Origin of the sequence: Luteitalea sp. (genome assembly GCF_044337415.1) — a bacterium.
Classification (GTDB): domain Bacteria; phylum Acidobacteriota; class Vicinamibacteria; order Vicinamibacterales; family Vicinamibacteraceae; genus Luteitalea.
Genome location: NZ_JBIINP010000021.1, coordinates 35,001 through 48,844, shown reverse-complemented (window position 1 = coordinate 48,844; position 13,844 = coordinate 35,001). Strand labels below are relative to the sequence as shown.

The following is a 13,844-nucleotide window of genomic DNA, read 5'->3' as shown; positions in this document are numbered from 1 at the left end:
CGACCTGGTCAGCTACGAACGCAAGCGCAACGACGCCAACGGCGAGCAGAACCGCGACGGCGAGTCGAACAACCTCGGCATGAACTTCGGCGTCGAGGGCGCGACGGCCGATCCGGTGATCCGGCAGGCGCGCCTGCAGCAGCGGCGCAACTTCATGGCGACGCTGTTGTTGTCGCAGGGCGTGCCGATGATCGGCGGCGGCGACGAGATGGGCCGCACGCAGAAGGGCAACAACAACGCCTACTGCCAGGACAACGACCTGAGCTGGTTCCACTGGGAGCTGACCGAGGAGGACAAGGACTTCCTCGAGTTCACGCGGATGCTGATCGCGCTGCGGCAGAAGCACCCGGTGCTGCGGCGCCAGCGCTACTTCCAGGGCCGGCCGCTGCGCGGCGCGGGCGTGAAGGACCTGGCGTGGTTCGACCCGTCGGGCGTCGAGATGACCGACGCGATGTGGTCGGCGCCGCACGTGAAGGCGCTGGGCGTGCTGCTGAGCGGCATCGCGATGGACGAGATCGACGCGCGCGGCGAGCCGATCGTCGACGACACGCTGCTGGTGCTGATGAACGCCGACGAGGCACCCCGGCCGTTCAAGCTGCCCAAACTGAGCAGCGGGCTGGCCTGGACGCGCGTGTTCGACACCGGCATCGAGCACCAGCCGGTCGCCCCGGCCGAGCGCGGCGCCTACCCGGTGGCGGGCCGCTCGGTGGTGCTGTTGCGCGCCGACGAGCGCACGCGCTCCGTCGTCCGGTAACGCGTCCTCCTCGCGCTGCCCGATCCCACCACGCATCGCTCGTCATCCTTCCCTTACGCACTCGCCGCGGGGGCGGCGGCGAGCGGCCGCTCGGGACGGTGTGGTTGGCGCCGCGTGAGCGGCACTGCCCTTGGATAGTCAGGACGCGCGCTCGCGCGCCCTGGCACTGGCGTGGCGGCGCTGCCAGCGGCCGGGCTGGTGCCCGTCCGGGCCATGAGCCGCGCTGGCGCGTCGCAAGGGCGTCACAGTTGTGCCATCATGAGGGCCGCGGGAAACCCGAGGACAGGCACGTTTGTCAAGGTGTCCCCATCAACCGGCCGACCGACACTACAGAAAGTCGTGCCGGTTGCCGATCTCACCAGGGATGGGGCCCGGAGAGGCGACCCGAAGGAGTGGCTGTGACCAGCGACGTACGCTCACCTATCCGCCTGCTCGTGGCGGACGATCACGACATCCTGCGCCAAGGCCTGGTGGCCGTGCTCGAGCGCCATCCGCGCTTTTCGGTGGTCGCCACCGCGAGCAACGGTGAAGAGGCCGTTGCCGCCTTCCGGCGGACACAGCCCGACCTCGCGATCATGGACCTGCGCATGCCGGTGATGGAGGGCCCCGAGGCCATCCGCGCCATCCGCGCCGAGTTCCCGGAAGCCCGCGTGGTGGTGCTCACCGTGTACGAGGGCGACGTCGACATCGCGCGCGCCCTGTCGGCCGGCGCCGCCGCCTACGTGCTCAAGGGCATGCCGAGCGACGAGCTGTTCGAGGCCATCATCGCCGTGCACGAGGGCCGGCAGTACATCCCGCCGCGCATCACGCAGGTGCTCGACCAGGCCGGTCGCACCGACCTGACGCGCCGTGAGATGGACGTGCTGCGGCTCATCGTCAGCGGCCACAGCAACCGCGAGATCGCCCACGAGCTGAACACGACCGAGGGCACGATCAAGTCGTACGTGAACGGCCTGCTCGGCAAGCTCGGCGTGCGCGACCGCACGCAGGCGGCCACCGCCGCCATCCGCCGCGGCCTCGTGAAGCTCGAGGAGGCCGAGAAGGCCAAGGCCGAGCGCGCGGCGCTGGGCCACGACGTCACCAACATGTAGGACGGCCGGGTGCCGGGTGCCGGGTGCCGCGTGCCGGGTGCCGGGTGCCGGGTGCCGGGTACGGGGTACATCAAAGGGCGGGCGATCTCACGATCAGCCCGCCCTTTTTTCATTCGCAGTTCGTGGCCGTCGAGGGCCTGCAGTTCGAGGCCATCAAGGTCCTGCAGTTCGTGGCCGTCGACGTTCACGTCGACGGTCAGTGATCTTCCCGTGAGAGACAAGGCCGGCGGTCAGGAGCGTCGACCTAAAGGTCGACGCCCACGAACTCCAGACTGCCGACTGCCGACTCCCGACTGCCGTCGCGGTTCAGTACGCCCAGCGGAGCAGCACGGACCCGACGGTAAACCCGGCGCCGACGGAGGCGAGCATCACGAGGTCGCCCTTCTTCAGGCGGCCGTCGCGCAGCGCGTCGTCGAGGGCGAGCGGGATGGTGGCGGCGGTGGTGTTGCCGTACTCGCCGATGTTGAGCACGAACTTGTCGGGCGGCACGCCCAAGCGCTGCGCGGCCGACTCGATGATCCGCTTGTTGGCCTGGTGCGACACGAACAGATCGAGGTCGGCCGACGTGAGCCCGTTGCGGTCGAGGAGGCGCTTGCACACCTCCTCGTTCTTGCGCACGGCGAAGCGGAACACCGTCTGCCCGTCCTGGTGGACGTAGTGCATGCGCTTGTCGACCGTCTCGTGCGAGGCCGGCATCTTCGAGCCGCCTGCCGGCATGCACAGCGCCGGCCCGCCGCTGCCATCCACTTCGTGCGTGAAGTCGAGGAGCCCGAGCCCGTCGCCCGGCGAGGGCGACACCACCACGGCGCCGGCGCCGTCGCCGAACAGCACGCAGGTCGTGCGATCGGTGTAGTCGATGATGCTCGACATCACGTCGGCGCCGACCACGAGCGCGTGCTTGGCCATGCCCGAGCTCACGAAGCCCGCGGCCGTCGTCAGCGCGTAGGTGAAGCCCGAGCAAGCTGCGCCGAGGTCGAAGCCCCAGGCCTTGCTGGCGCCGATCTTGTGCTGCAGCAGGCACGCCGTGCTCGGGAAGATCGTGTCGGGCGTGGTGGTGCCGACGATGATCACGTCGATGTCGGCAGGGGTGAGCCCCGCCTTCGCGATCGCCGACCGCGCCGCCTCGGCGGCGAGGTCAGACGTGGCCACGCCCGGATCGACGATGTGGCGCTTGCGGATGCCGGTGCGCTGCAGGATCCACTCGTCGTTGGTGTCGACCATCTTCTCGAGGTCGGCATTGGTGAGCGTGCGCGGCGGCAGGTACGTCGCCAGCCCGCTGATGCAGGGCTGGATGGTGGGCGTGCCCCCGCTGAGGGTCCCGTGCGGACGGGCCGCGGACTGCGTTACCACAGGCGATTGTCCTTTCCGGGCGCTTCGAGCCCGAAGAACGCGTACGCGCGGCGGGTGACCACCCGGCCCCGCGGCGTGCGCTCGAGAAAGCCCACCTGCATCAGGAAGGGCTCGTAGATGTCCTCGACGGCGTCGCGCTCTTCCCCGAGCGCGGCCGCCAGCGTATTCACGCCGACGGGGCCGCCATCGAACTTGTCGATGATGACGCGGAGCAACCGGCGGTCGACCTCGTCGAATCCGTAGGCGTCCACTTCCAGGAGCGTGAGGGCCGCCTGCGCGACCTCCAGGCTGACCACGCCATCGGCGCGCACCTGCGCGTAGTCGCGCACGCGGCGCAGCAGGCGGTTGGCGATGCGCGGTGTGCCGCGCGACCGACGCGCCACTTCGCTGGCCGCCTCCGGGCCCATCGACACGCCGAGGATCCGTGCCGACCGCGTCACGATCTCGATCATGTCGCCCTCGCCGTAGTAGTCGAGGCGATGCACGAGGCCGAAGCGGCTGCGCAGCGGCGCGGTGAGCAGGCCCGTGCGGGTCGTCGCCGCCACCAGCGTGAAGGGCTGCACCGGCACCTTCACCGACCGCGCGCCCGGCCCCTGCCCGATGACGATGTCGAGCTCGTAGTCCTCCATCGCCGGATAGAGGATCTCCTCGATCGCGGGCGACAGGCGATGAATCTCGTCGATGAACAGCACCTCGTGGCGCTGCAGCGTGGTGAGGATCGCGGCGAGGTCGCCCGGGCGCTCGATCACCGGGCCGGACGAGGCCTTCATCGACACGCCCATCTCGTTGGCGATGACGTGGGCGAGCGTCGTCTTGCCGAGGCCCGGGGGGCCGGAGACGAGCACGTGGTCGAGCGCTTCGCCGCGCTGCCGCGCCGCCGAGATCGCGACCTGCAGGTTCTCGCGCACGCGGTCCTGCCCGATGTAGTCGTCGAGCGTGCGCGGGCGGAGGCCCGCCTCGTACTGCGCCTCGTCGTCGCCGCTGCGACCACTGACGACGCGGGGATCGGGCATCTCGCTCATGCGCGGGCGAGGCGCCCCAGCGCCTGGCGCAATGCCTCGTCGAACGATGCCGAGGGCTGGGCCTTCAACACGTCGCCCACCGACTTCTCGACGGTCGGACGCGGGTAGCCGAGGTTGACGAGCGCGGAGATGAGGTCGGCGCGCACCGCGCCGCCGGGGCCGATGGCGTCGGCAGACACCGGAAGGGCGGCCGGCAGTCGATCGCGCAGCTCGAGGACGATGCGCTCGGCGGTCTTGCGGCCGATGCCGGGAATCGTGGTGAGGCGCGCGGGCTCGTTGCCCTGCACGGCCGCCACGAGATCTCCCGGCGCGATGCCCGAGAGCACCGCGAGCGCGACCTTCGGGCCGATCCCGTTCACCGAGATCAGCCGCTCGAAGATCTGCTGCTCGAGCGCCGTGAGGAAGCCGAAGAGCGCGATCTGCTCCTCGCGGACGTGCGTGTGGATGCGCAGGGAGAGTTCGGCCCCCACCTCGCCGACGCTGCCATACGTGGAGAGCGGCACCTGCACGTCGTAGCCGACGCCGCCGACGTCGACGATCAGCCGCGCGGGCTGCTTGTCGATCAGCCGGCCTCTGAGGGCGGCGATCATCGGTGCTCCAGATCCTCGGGACGCAGTTGGCGCCAGCTGGTGACGCGGCGGCCGCGCGCGAACGGCGTGGCGTCGGCCTGCGGCACGGTCGACGAGGCGGTGTGCGCGTGGCACAGGGCGACGGCGAGTGCGTCGGACACGTCGAGGGGCTTGGGCGGCGCGTCGAGGCCGAGCAACAGCGTGACCATCTGCTGGACCTGGGGTTTCTCCGCGCGCCCGAAGCCGACCACGGCGCGCTTGACCTCGGCCGGCGCGTACTCCACGACCGGGAGGCCGAGCTGCGTGGCGGCAAGCAGCATCACGCCCCGGGCATGGGCCAGGGCGAAGGCGCTGCGCGTGTTGAGTCCGTGGAACAGGCTCTCGATGGCGACGCAGTCGGGGCGGGCGTCGGCGAGCCTGGCGGAGAGTTCGAGGTGGATGACCTTGAGCTTTTCGGGAAAGGCGCTCCCGGGAGGGGGCACGATGGCGCCGCTGCACACCAGGGCGCAGCGGGCGCCGCCGGTCTCGATGCAGCCGTAGCCGGTGCGCACCGACCCGGGGTCGATCCCGAAGATCCTCATGCCATCGAGGCCTCGATCTCCTTCTCCTCGATGTCGAAGTTGGACCACACCTGCTTGACGTCGTCGTGGTCGTCGAGCGCGTCCATGAGCTTGAGCATCTGCTGGGCGGTCTTGCCTTCCAGCTTGATGGTGTTCTTGGGCAGCATCGCCATCGCCTGGGCGGTGGACGGCTCGACGCCCAGCTTCTTGACGGCCTCGAGCACCGCCTCGTAGCTGGAGATGTCGGTCGTCACTTCCCAGTTGTCGCCATCGTCGCCCATGTCGTCGGCACCGGCGTCGAGGACGGCCGCCATCAGCGTCTCCTCGTCGGCCTTGGCCTTCTCGACGACGATGTAGCCCTTGCGGTCGAACATCCAGGCGACGCTGTTGGTCTCGCCGAGGCTGCCGGCGTACTTGGTCAGCATGTGGCGCAATTCGCCGACCGTGCGGTTGCGGTTGTCGGTGAGCGTCTCGATGATCACCGCGGCGCCGCCGGGGCCGTAGCCCTCGTAGGTGATCTCGTCGTAGTTGACGCCCTCTTCCTCGCCCGTGCCCCGACGAATCGCGCGCGCGATGTTGTCGTTGGGCATGTTCACGGCCTTGGCGTCAGCGATGACCGTGCGCAGCCGCGGGTTCATCGCGGGGTCGCCGCCGCCGCTACGTGCCGCGACGGACAGTTCCTTGATGATGCGCGTGAAGATCTTGCCGCGCTTGGCATCGAGCGCGCCCTTCTTGTGCTTGATCGTGTGCCATTTCGAGTGGCCAGACATCGCGTGGAACTCCTCGGCAGAACGTCGTAAAACCTTGGGATCTTAGCACGCAGGGTGCGTCACTTCTGAGGTAGGGCGCGGTGTCCCACCGCGCCGCTGGGGTTCGGTGTCGGGGATAGCGGCCGGGTGGGACACCCGGCCCTACCTCTTTGCGACCCGGCCCTACCTGGAGGGTTTGCGGGCCAGGAGGAGCCAGACGTCGGCGCGGGGGTCCCAGGCGCCGCCGCGGTAGTCGCCGAGGATGGCCTCGACCTCGAAGCCGGCGCGCTCGAGTCGGCGGGCGACGGCCGGCAAGGGGAGGGTGCGGAACCTGATGGTGAACGGGGTCACCTGCTTCGCTGCCCCGCGCCCCTCGATGTACTCCTGCTCAAAGGTCGTAAGGCGCTTCTCGCGGTCCTGGCGAACGGTCTCGCGGAGCGTGATGGGCAGGCCGCGGGGCCCCTCGGGGCTGAAGAACACGACCTTGCGGGTGTATTGGCGCCACTTGGGCACGTCGGGCACCAGATCCACGCCGATGAGGCCGCCCGGCGCCAGCACCCGGTACGCCTCGCGAATGGTGCGCGCGAGCATGGCGTCGCTCAGGAGTGACTGGAGAAAGCCGTACGGGGCCATCACGAGGCGGAATGCCTCGTCGGCGAGCGGCAGGCGGCTGGCGTCGGCCCTGACGATGCGGGGGCGGGTGGTGCGGGACCGCCGGGCCCGGGGCGCCACGCGCCGGAGCATCTCGGCGGTGTAGTCCACGCCGACGATGGGGATGCCCTGGCGGTGGAGCGGCACGGTCAGCCGACCGGTGCCACTGCCGAGCTCGACCACGGGACCGGCCACCTGTGCGGCCAGGTGTCGCCAGAACGTGAGGTCGCGACGCCCCATCGTGCGGGCGTTTTCCCAGTCGTAGAAGGGCGCGTAGGCGCCCCAGCCTTCGTGGCCGGCAGGCATGATCGGTTACAGCCTACAGCGACAGAGGTCGGGCGGGGGTTTGGGGCTTGGGGCTTGGGGCTCGGAAGCCGGCTCGGGGCTCAAGCGCAGGCTAGGGCTCGAGCCGGTGCTTGGATGCGACCTGACGCGCGGAAGCATCCCGGCAGAGGCTGAATGCCTTCTGAGTCCTGAGCCTTGAGCCCTGAGCCTACTGAGGGCGCTGCGCGAGGGTGGCGACGAGCAGGGCGTGCTGGATTTCGACGAAGGCGGCGCCCTGGGCGTCGGCGGCGTCGCGGTAGGCGGCCATCGCTTCGCGCAGGCGTTCGCCCTCGGCCTCGCGGCCCGGGGCGCTGGCGGTGGCGGTGAGGAGACGGTCGCGGTTCTCCCACACGCCGGGCGGAGGCGCCCCGAGGCGGGACTCGGCCACCGGCAGGGGTTCCACGACCAGCGGCTCGAGGCCGGCTTCGCGCAACCACGACACGACGTGCATGCCGAGGCGCGTCGGCGCGTCTGGCGCCACTTCGCGGTGCCAGTGTCCGAGGGTGGCGCGGGCCAGGTCAAAGGCCGCGTCGCCGGCAGGCGTGCCGGAGTACCACGTACGCGACTCGTGATCAGGCTCCACCACCAGGATCCGGCCGCCCGGGCGCACCAGGCCGGCCAGGGCATGGGCGGTGGCCTCGGGGTCGGCCAGGTGCTGCAGGACCCCGATACACAACACCGCGTCGGCGCACCCGTCGCGCAGCGGGAGGGCGCGGGCATCTCCCGCCAGCGCCTGGACGCGCACGCCGACCTCTCCGGCCAGTTCCCGGGCGTGCCGGGCCCGTGACGGGTGGACATCGACCGACACGACGTGCAGGTCGGGCGTGGCCAGGGCCAACGCCACGTCGATCTCGCCGTTGCCGCAGCCGACATGCACCAGGCGCCCGCCCGGGTCGCATCGCAGGTGACTGCTCACCCAGTGGGTCCAGCGCGTGCTCCACCAGCGGTCTCGCAAGTGCTTGAGCGTGTAGGACGTGAGGGCGTCGATGTCTCGGGACATGGGCAGGGCACGGTGTTGAACGCCGGCGTGGTCAACGCTTAACGCTCAACGTTTAACGCTTGGCGATTGGCGCCTGGCGATTGACGTTGATGGATCGGGCAGCGCAGGGCGAGGTGCCAGGGTCGAGGCGCGGTTGTGCCTTGGCCCCTTGGGCGTCAAGCGTCAAGCGTTAATGCGAGGCGCGATCAGGGGCGGGCGCCGAGGCGTAGAAGTCCTCGAGGAAGCGTGAGGCGTACGACTCGAGGCGCGCCTGGACGATCTCGGGCGACGAGGCGCGCACGATGAGGCCGGCGTGGTGCGGGAGGTCGATGCGCTGCGCGATCTCGGGGTCGTCGTAGGCCGAGGTGTCGGGATGCTCCTGGCGCGCCAGCGACAGGACGAGGCCGGCGTAGTCCTCGCGGTGCGCGGGCACCTCGTAGCGGCCGTGTTCCCCGGCGATCTCGAGCTTGGCCCACTCGTGCCACAGGTTGAGGCCCGTCGCCGCGGCAATCACGTCGACGATGAAGGCGCCGCCGACGCGCGAGGCCGTCTCCAGGAAATAGAAGCGACCGTCGTGCCCGTGGATGAACTCGGTGTGCGTCACGCCGCGCACGAGTCCCAACGTGTCGAGCAGGCGACGGTTCAATGCATCGAGCACCTGCGCGTCCTCGGACTCGCGGGGCACGCTGCTCGTGGTGAAGATGCCGCCCTGGTGCGCCACCGTCCACGGCGGGGACCCGTAGCGGTGCGCCGCCGAGAACACCACCTGCTTCTCCCACACGATCGAGTCGACGTGGTAGATGTCGCCCGGGACGAAGTGCTCGAGCAGCGAGAACGACCGCATGTCGCCGAGGTCGTGGATGTGCTGCCAGACCTGGTCGCGCGTCTCGGCCTTCTTGATGCCGATGGCCGCCGCCTGTGACCGCGGCTTCACGAGCCACGGCCCCGGCACCGCATCCAGGTAGGCGTTCACCTCATCGTCGTTGAAGAGGCTCGTGAACGCGGGGACGAGAATCCCCTGGTTGTGCGCGCGCTGCCGCATCGCCAGCTTGTCGCGGAAGTAGCGCGCCGTCGTCTCGCCCATCCCGGGCACGCGGAGATGCTCGCGGAGCAAGGCCGCCGTCTCGACGTCGAAGTCGTCGAGCGGCACGATGCGATCGAGGCGGCGACGCCTGGCCACGTGGCTGACGCCCTTGAGCAGGTCGTCGCGCGAGATGTCGGCGGGAATCGCGAACACCTCGTCGATCGCCTCGCGGGGCCAACTCGGGAGGTCCTTGAGGGCGTCGGTCGTGAGCAGCAGCACCGTGCATCCCTGTCGCTTGCACTCGCGCAGGAACTCGGCGCCCTTCTCGTAGGTGGCGACACAGAGGACGGTGAGGGGATTCTCGGACATCGGGTATCGGGCAGCGGGTATCGGGTATCGGGGAGCGGGAACGGCAGTCGGCAGTCGGCAGTCGCGGTCAGTCGAGCGCGGCGAGTTCGCCGGGGACGATCGGCCGGGTGCGGGGGAGTCGGCCGTTGTAGGCCTGCCAACCCATGAACGCCAGGACGCCGACGAAGACGAGCAGCTTGAACGTGTCGGGTACCGGGCCCTTGGGCATCGTGAGGTACAGGAACCAGAGGATCGGCTGCGCGATGGCCACGGCCCACACGGTGCCGTAGAAGTAGCGACGCTCATGGCCCTCGCCGGCCGTCGACCGCTTCACACGGGGCAGGTGGCCCGAGAGGCCGATGGCCCAGATGGTGCCCGCCATCGGGAAGTAGGCGTACCGGTAGATCTCCTTCAGCATCCACGTGCCCGTGCTGATGGCCACGACGAGGCCGACGATGTTGAGGACGGCAAAGGTGATGGCCTCGCCCCAGGCGAACGAGTAGCAGATGCGCCGGTAGACCGGGTTCGGCCGGTCCTCGGTGAACCGGATGATGTAGGGAGCCGGCTCACAGCCGGGCAGGCGCCCCCGGAGGAACGGGATGCCGGTGGCGACGATGACCGCACCGAGCCAGAGGGCCATGCGGGCGTCGAAGCCCCGTTCGAAGAGGTCGAAGGTGAGCGGGCCTGGCGCGATGAAGAAGACGAAGATCCAGATCGGCCAGTGCAGCCACCGGTAGTAGAGCTTGTTGCGCGTCCGGATCTTTCGCTCGGAGTCGTACTCGACGGGGATGCGGCTCGACACAGCAGGGCAGTATACGGAAATGCGCTGTCCGATGGGCAGGGCGTGACTGTACGGGCGCCTGGTGCGTCGAAAGAGGCATGGAACGTCCGCGCCTGGTGGCGCTCGTGGCCGGCGCTGCGGCGCTCGTGATGGTCGTCGCAGGTGCCCGAACGGTGAGCGCTCAGCGGTCGGCGCCGGTCCGGCCCGTGCCGGCGCTCGACCTCGACCGCTACATGGGGCGCTGGTACGAGCTCGCCCGCTACCCCAACCGTTTCCAGAAGCGGTGCACGGGCGACGTGGTCGTCTACTACGCCAGGCGCGCGGATGGGCGGGTGGATGTGAAGAACACTTGCGTCACCGAGAAGGGGCCGATCGAGGCCGTCGGTGTGGCGCGTCGGGTGGATCCGAAGGGGCCCCCGTCAGTGCTCGAGGTACGTTTCGCGCCGGCGTTCCTGTCGTTCCTGCCTGTCTGGGGGGCGTACTGGGTACTCGATCTGGCCCCCGACTACAGCACGGCTCTCGTGGGTTCGCCGGATCGCGACTACCTGTGGGTGCTGTCGAGAACGCCTCAGGTGGACCAGCCCACGTACGACCGCCTCGTCGAGGCGGCGCGAGCGCAGGGGTTCGATACCGGCCGCATCGTGCGGACGCGGCAAGGTCAGCCGTAGATTCCTGAGGCACGCACTCGAGCGCCTCAGCTCCGGGCGCCTGGCCGGGGGTAGGTGCGAGCCAGGAAACGGTCCCACATCCCGTCGGTCATGAGGGCGCGCAGGGTCATCAGGAGCGTGGCGGACCAGGTGACCCGATAGCGGGACTTGGGCTCGTAGCTCGTGAGCGCCTCTTCCACCACCGTTGCCACATCCTCAGGGCTGCCCACGAGCGGGGCAAGGCTGCCCTTCTCGTAGGACTCTCGCGTGATGCGTTCGACCTCGCCGGTAAAGGCGCCGTAGGGGCCGGCTGAGGTCATCCCTTCCAGGCTCGAGGATGCCGCCGTGGAGAAGGCGGTCCTGATGAGGCCCGGCTGCACGAGGACGACGTGGATGCCGAAGCCGGCCACCTCGTAGCGGAGGGCGTCGGTCAGGGCTTCCAGGGCGTGCTTGGTGGCGTGGTAGACGCCGCCGCCGGGGAAGGTGAGCCGTCCACCCATCGACCCGATGTTCACGATGCGGCCCTGTCGACGGGCGCGCATGCCGGGAAGGACGAGCTGGGTGAGGCGCAGGAGGCCGAAGACGTTGGTCTCGAACTGGGCGCGCACCTGCGGCATGGTGACGAGTTCGACCGGTCCGGACTGGCTGTACCCGGCGTTGTTCACGAGGGCGTCGATGTGGCCGGCCTCGCGGAGGATGCGCTCCACCGCGGCCTGCATCGACGCGTCGTCCTGGACGTCGAGCGGGAGCGTGCGACAGCCAGCCTTGGCGAGCGACTCGAGGGCATCAGGGCGTCGGCCGGTGGCGTACACCAGCCATCCGGCCTGGTGGAGGCGAAGGGCGGTCGCATGGCCGATGCCGGAGGTGCAGCCGGTGACGAGGACAGTGCGCTGCGGGGAGTGGCTCATCGGAAGCAGGAGTGGTCAGGGCAAGGAGGCGCGGCCGAGCACCTCGATGGTACCGGCGGCCGTGGCCCTGACGAAGACGGCCTCGCCTTCTGCCGGCACGATCCCCGTCAGGGCGGTGATGTTGACCTGATGGGTGATGAAGAAGGTGGGCTTTCGGGAGTCGACCTTGGCCAGCACCGCAGCGCGGAGCGCCTGGGTCGAGGCGGACTCATCTCCCCGGCCGGCAAAGAAGGAATTGAGCAAGGGCGTTGGCTGGACCGGCCCGACCGCCAGCAACTTCCCGGTCTCGATACAGCGGCACCACTGGCTGGTCTTCACCTCGGCGTCCTTCACGCCCACGGCGCGTAGGGCGTCGCCGAGCAGTCTGGCTTGTTGCCGTCCCTGTTCCGAGAGGTTGCGCTGGGTGGCGCAGTCAGCCAGGGAGAAGTTGGCGGGGTCACCGGTTCCTGGCGCTCGAGCGTGGCGGAGCAGTGTGACCACGCCGGGGTCCCTCGAGCGGGCCAATTCTGGTACTGGCACTGGAACCGGCCCGGGCTGGGTGACGCCCAGCACGGCCAGAGACAGCAACAGCGGTAGCAGACCAGCGGGCGTCACGACGACAGCGTCGCACAGACGGGGCGTCGAGTGGAGCGCCGTGTGGGCCCGGGTGTGGGCGAATTCGAGCAGAAAAAGAAAGAGCCCGACGCATCGTGACGACGCGTCGGGCTCGATATATCCCCGGCAGTGACCTACTCTCCCACAGACCTGCGCCTGCAGTACCATCGGCGGTGGAGGGCTTAACTTCCGTGTTCGGAATGGGAACGGGTGTGACCCCTCCCCTATGGCCACCGGGAAACTTGTTGGCGGCCGGCAATGGACTATTCCATTACCGAGCTCCTCGGCGACATCTGGCCGCCTGAGGTGCGCACGTCTGGGGCCCCAGCATACCTAGGGGCATGGCGTGCAGCCGCGCAATTTTTGAAAGAGCCCGCCTTCGCGCCTTCGGCGCCATGGCGTGGCAAGCCGTTCCAGGCCTGCTCGTCCTCTTCAGGACTCGTCCCGCCGTAGCGCCGAAGGCGCGAAGGCGGAGACAACTGAATACCCTGCAAACGGTAGTTTTTACTCGACGACACCCAGTGGTGGGGAATTATGGTCAAGCCTCACGGCTGATTAGTACCAGTAAGCTGAGGATGTCACCACCCTTACACACCTGGCCTATCACCTGGTGGTCTACCAGGAGCCTTCAGGGACTTGCGTCCAGGGAGATCTCATCTCGTGGAGGGTTTCACGCTTAGATGCTTTCAGCGTTTCTCCCTTCCGAACGTAGCTACCCAGCGCTGCCACTGGCGTGACAACTGGTACACTAGAGGTTCGTCCAACCCGGTCCTCTCGTACTAAGGTCAGCCCCACTCAAATCTCCTGCGCCCACGACAGATAGAGACCGAACTGTCTCGCGACGTTCTAAACCCAGCTCACGTACCGCTTTAACCGGCGAACAGCCGGACCCTTGGAACCTGCTACAGCTCCAGGATGCGATGAGCCGACATCGAGGTGCCAAACCTGGGCGTCGATGTGAACTCTTGGCCCAGATCAGCCTGTTATCCCCGGCGTACCTTTTATCCGTTGAGCGATGGCCCTTCCATGCGGAACCACCGGATCACTAATGCCTGGTTTCCCACCTGCTCGACGTGTATGTCTCGCAGTCAAGCTCGCTTATGCATTTGCACTCTACGGCTGATTTCCAAACAGCCTGAGCGAACCTTCGCGCGCCTCCGTTACAGTTTGGGAGGCGACCGCCCCAGTCAAACTACCCGCCTAGCAGTGTCCCTGACCCGGGTAACGGGTCGAGGTTAGAACGTCAAAGTATCAAGGGTGGTATCTCACCGGTGACTCCCCGAACCCCAAGAGGCTCGGTTCAACGTCTCCCACCTATCCTGCGCATGACACGTCAACATTCACTACTAAGTTGTAGTAAAGGTGCACGGGGTCTTTTCGTCTAGTCGCGGGCAACCGGCGTCTTCACCGGTACCACAAATTCGCAGTGCCACTCGTTGAGACAGCGCCCAGATCGTTACGCCATTCGTGCAGGTCGGAACTTACCCGACAAG

13 protein-coding genes, 2 rRNA genes and 1 pseudogene (1 of these 16 only partly in view) are annotated in these 13,844 nt (G+C 68.5%); 3 read left to right on the top strand and 13 right to left on the bottom strand.

The features are described 5' to 3' along the window. Both ACIRDX_RS06115 and ACIRDX_RS06110 read left to right on the top strand, forming a co-directional pair. Window positions 1-754, top strand: a pseudogene (locus tag ACIRDX_RS06115) (glycogen debranching enzyme GlgX); the annotation flags it as partial. A 398-nt stretch (window positions 755-1,152) separates the two neighbouring features. Then, complete coding sequence (locus ACIRDX_RS06110) at window positions 1,153-1,845, top strand: response regulator (RefSeq protein WP_396624515.1); 693 nt, start codon at window positions 1,153-1,155, stop codon at window positions 1,843-1,845. A gap of 306 nt (window positions 1,846-2,151) precedes the next feature. On the opposite strand, the gene ACIRDX_RS06105 is transcribed toward ACIRDX_RS06110, so the two are convergent. From ACIRDX_RS06105 to ACIRDX_RS06065, 9 genes are all read right to left on the bottom strand, one after another. After that, entirely contained in the window at window positions 2,152-3,138 is a 987-nt protein-coding gene (locus ACIRDX_RS06105; RefSeq protein ID WP_396624517.1) for a beta-ketoacyl-ACP synthase III, read from the bottom strand. 50 nt (window positions 3,139-3,188) lie between these two features. Beyond that, window positions 3,189-4,208 carry a Holliday junction branch migration DNA helicase RuvB gene (ruvB, locus tag ACIRDX_RS06100; RefSeq protein WP_396624516.1) on the bottom strand — a complete coding sequence of 340 codons (1,020 nt, stop codon included), beginning with the start codon at window positions 4,206-4,208 and terminating at the stop codon, window positions 3,189-3,191. 5 nt (window positions 4,209-4,213) lie between these two features. Further along, on the bottom strand, window positions 4,214-4,807 hold the full coding sequence (gene ruvA, locus ACIRDX_RS06095; protein WP_396624514.1) for a Holliday junction branch migration protein RuvA: 594 nt from the start codon (window positions 4,805-4,807) through the stop codon (window positions 4,214-4,216). Then, entirely contained in the window at window positions 4,804-5,367 is a 564-nt protein-coding gene (ruvC, locus tag ACIRDX_RS06090; RefSeq protein WP_396624513.1) for a crossover junction endodeoxyribonuclease RuvC, read from the bottom strand. The genes ruvA and ruvC overlap by 4 nt, the downstream gene beginning before the upstream one ends. Further along, window positions 5,364-6,116, bottom strand: coding sequence for a YebC/PmpR family DNA-binding transcriptional regulator (locus ACIRDX_RS06085; RefSeq protein ID WP_396624512.1), 753 nt, complete (start codon window positions 6,114-6,116; stop codon window positions 5,364-5,366). Before ACIRDX_RS06085 ends, ruvC begins: the two co-directional genes overlap by 4 nt. Before the next feature lie 162 nt (window positions 6,117-6,278). Further along, window positions 6,279-7,052 carry a class I SAM-dependent methyltransferase gene (locus tag ACIRDX_RS06080; RefSeq protein WP_396624511.1) on the bottom strand — a complete coding sequence of 258 codons (774 nt, stop codon included), beginning with the start codon at window positions 7,050-7,052 and terminating at the stop codon, window positions 6,279-6,281. A gap of 187 nt (window positions 7,053-7,239) precedes the next feature. After that, window positions 7,240-8,070, bottom strand: coding sequence for a class I SAM-dependent methyltransferase (locus tag ACIRDX_RS06075; protein ID WP_396624510.1), 831 nt, complete (start codon window positions 8,068-8,070; stop codon window positions 7,240-7,242). A 169-nt stretch (window positions 8,071-8,239) separates the two neighbouring features. After that, window positions 8,240-9,442 carry an acetyl-CoA carboxylase biotin carboxylase subunit family protein gene (locus ACIRDX_RS06070; protein WP_396624509.1) on the bottom strand — a complete coding sequence of 401 codons (1,203 nt, stop codon included), beginning with the start codon at window positions 9,440-9,442 and terminating at the stop codon, window positions 8,240-8,242. Window positions 9,443-9,509: 67 nt separating this feature from the next. After that, window positions 9,510-10,223 (bottom strand): hypothetical protein, encoded by a 714-nt coding sequence (locus ACIRDX_RS06065; protein ID WP_396624508.1) that lies wholly within the window; start codon window positions 10,221-10,223, stop codon window positions 9,510-9,512. Between the two features lie 77 nt (window positions 10,224-10,300). On the opposite strand from ACIRDX_RS06065, the gene ACIRDX_RS06060 reads away from it, so the two are divergent. Further along, window positions 10,301-10,870: a lipocalin family protein gene (locus ACIRDX_RS06060; RefSeq protein ID WP_396624507.1), complete on the top strand. Its 570-nt coding sequence runs from the start codon at window positions 10,301-10,303 to the stop codon at window positions 10,868-10,870. A 26-nt stretch (window positions 10,871-10,896) separates the two neighbouring features. On the opposite strand, the gene ACIRDX_RS06055 is transcribed toward ACIRDX_RS06060, so the two are convergent. From ACIRDX_RS06055 to ACIRDX_RS06040, 4 genes are all read right to left on the bottom strand, one after another. Beyond that, window positions 10,897-11,757, bottom strand: coding sequence for an SDR family NAD(P)-dependent oxidoreductase (locus ACIRDX_RS06055; protein WP_396624506.1), 861 nt, complete (start codon window positions 11,755-11,757; stop codon window positions 10,897-10,899). A 15-nt stretch (window positions 11,758-11,772) separates the two neighbouring features. Then, window positions 11,773-12,237 carry a histidine phosphatase family protein gene (locus ACIRDX_RS06050; RefSeq protein ID WP_396624505.1) on the bottom strand — a complete coding sequence of 155 codons (465 nt, stop codon included), beginning with the start codon at window positions 12,235-12,237 and terminating at the stop codon, window positions 11,773-11,775. Between the two features lie 235 nt (window positions 12,238-12,472). Next, window positions 12,473-12,589, bottom strand: a 5S ribosomal RNA gene (gene rrf / locus ACIRDX_RS06045). A 296-nt stretch (window positions 12,590-12,885) separates the two neighbouring features. Further along, window positions 12,886-13,844, bottom strand: a 23S ribosomal RNA gene (locus tag ACIRDX_RS06040); it runs 2,033 nt beyond the window's last position.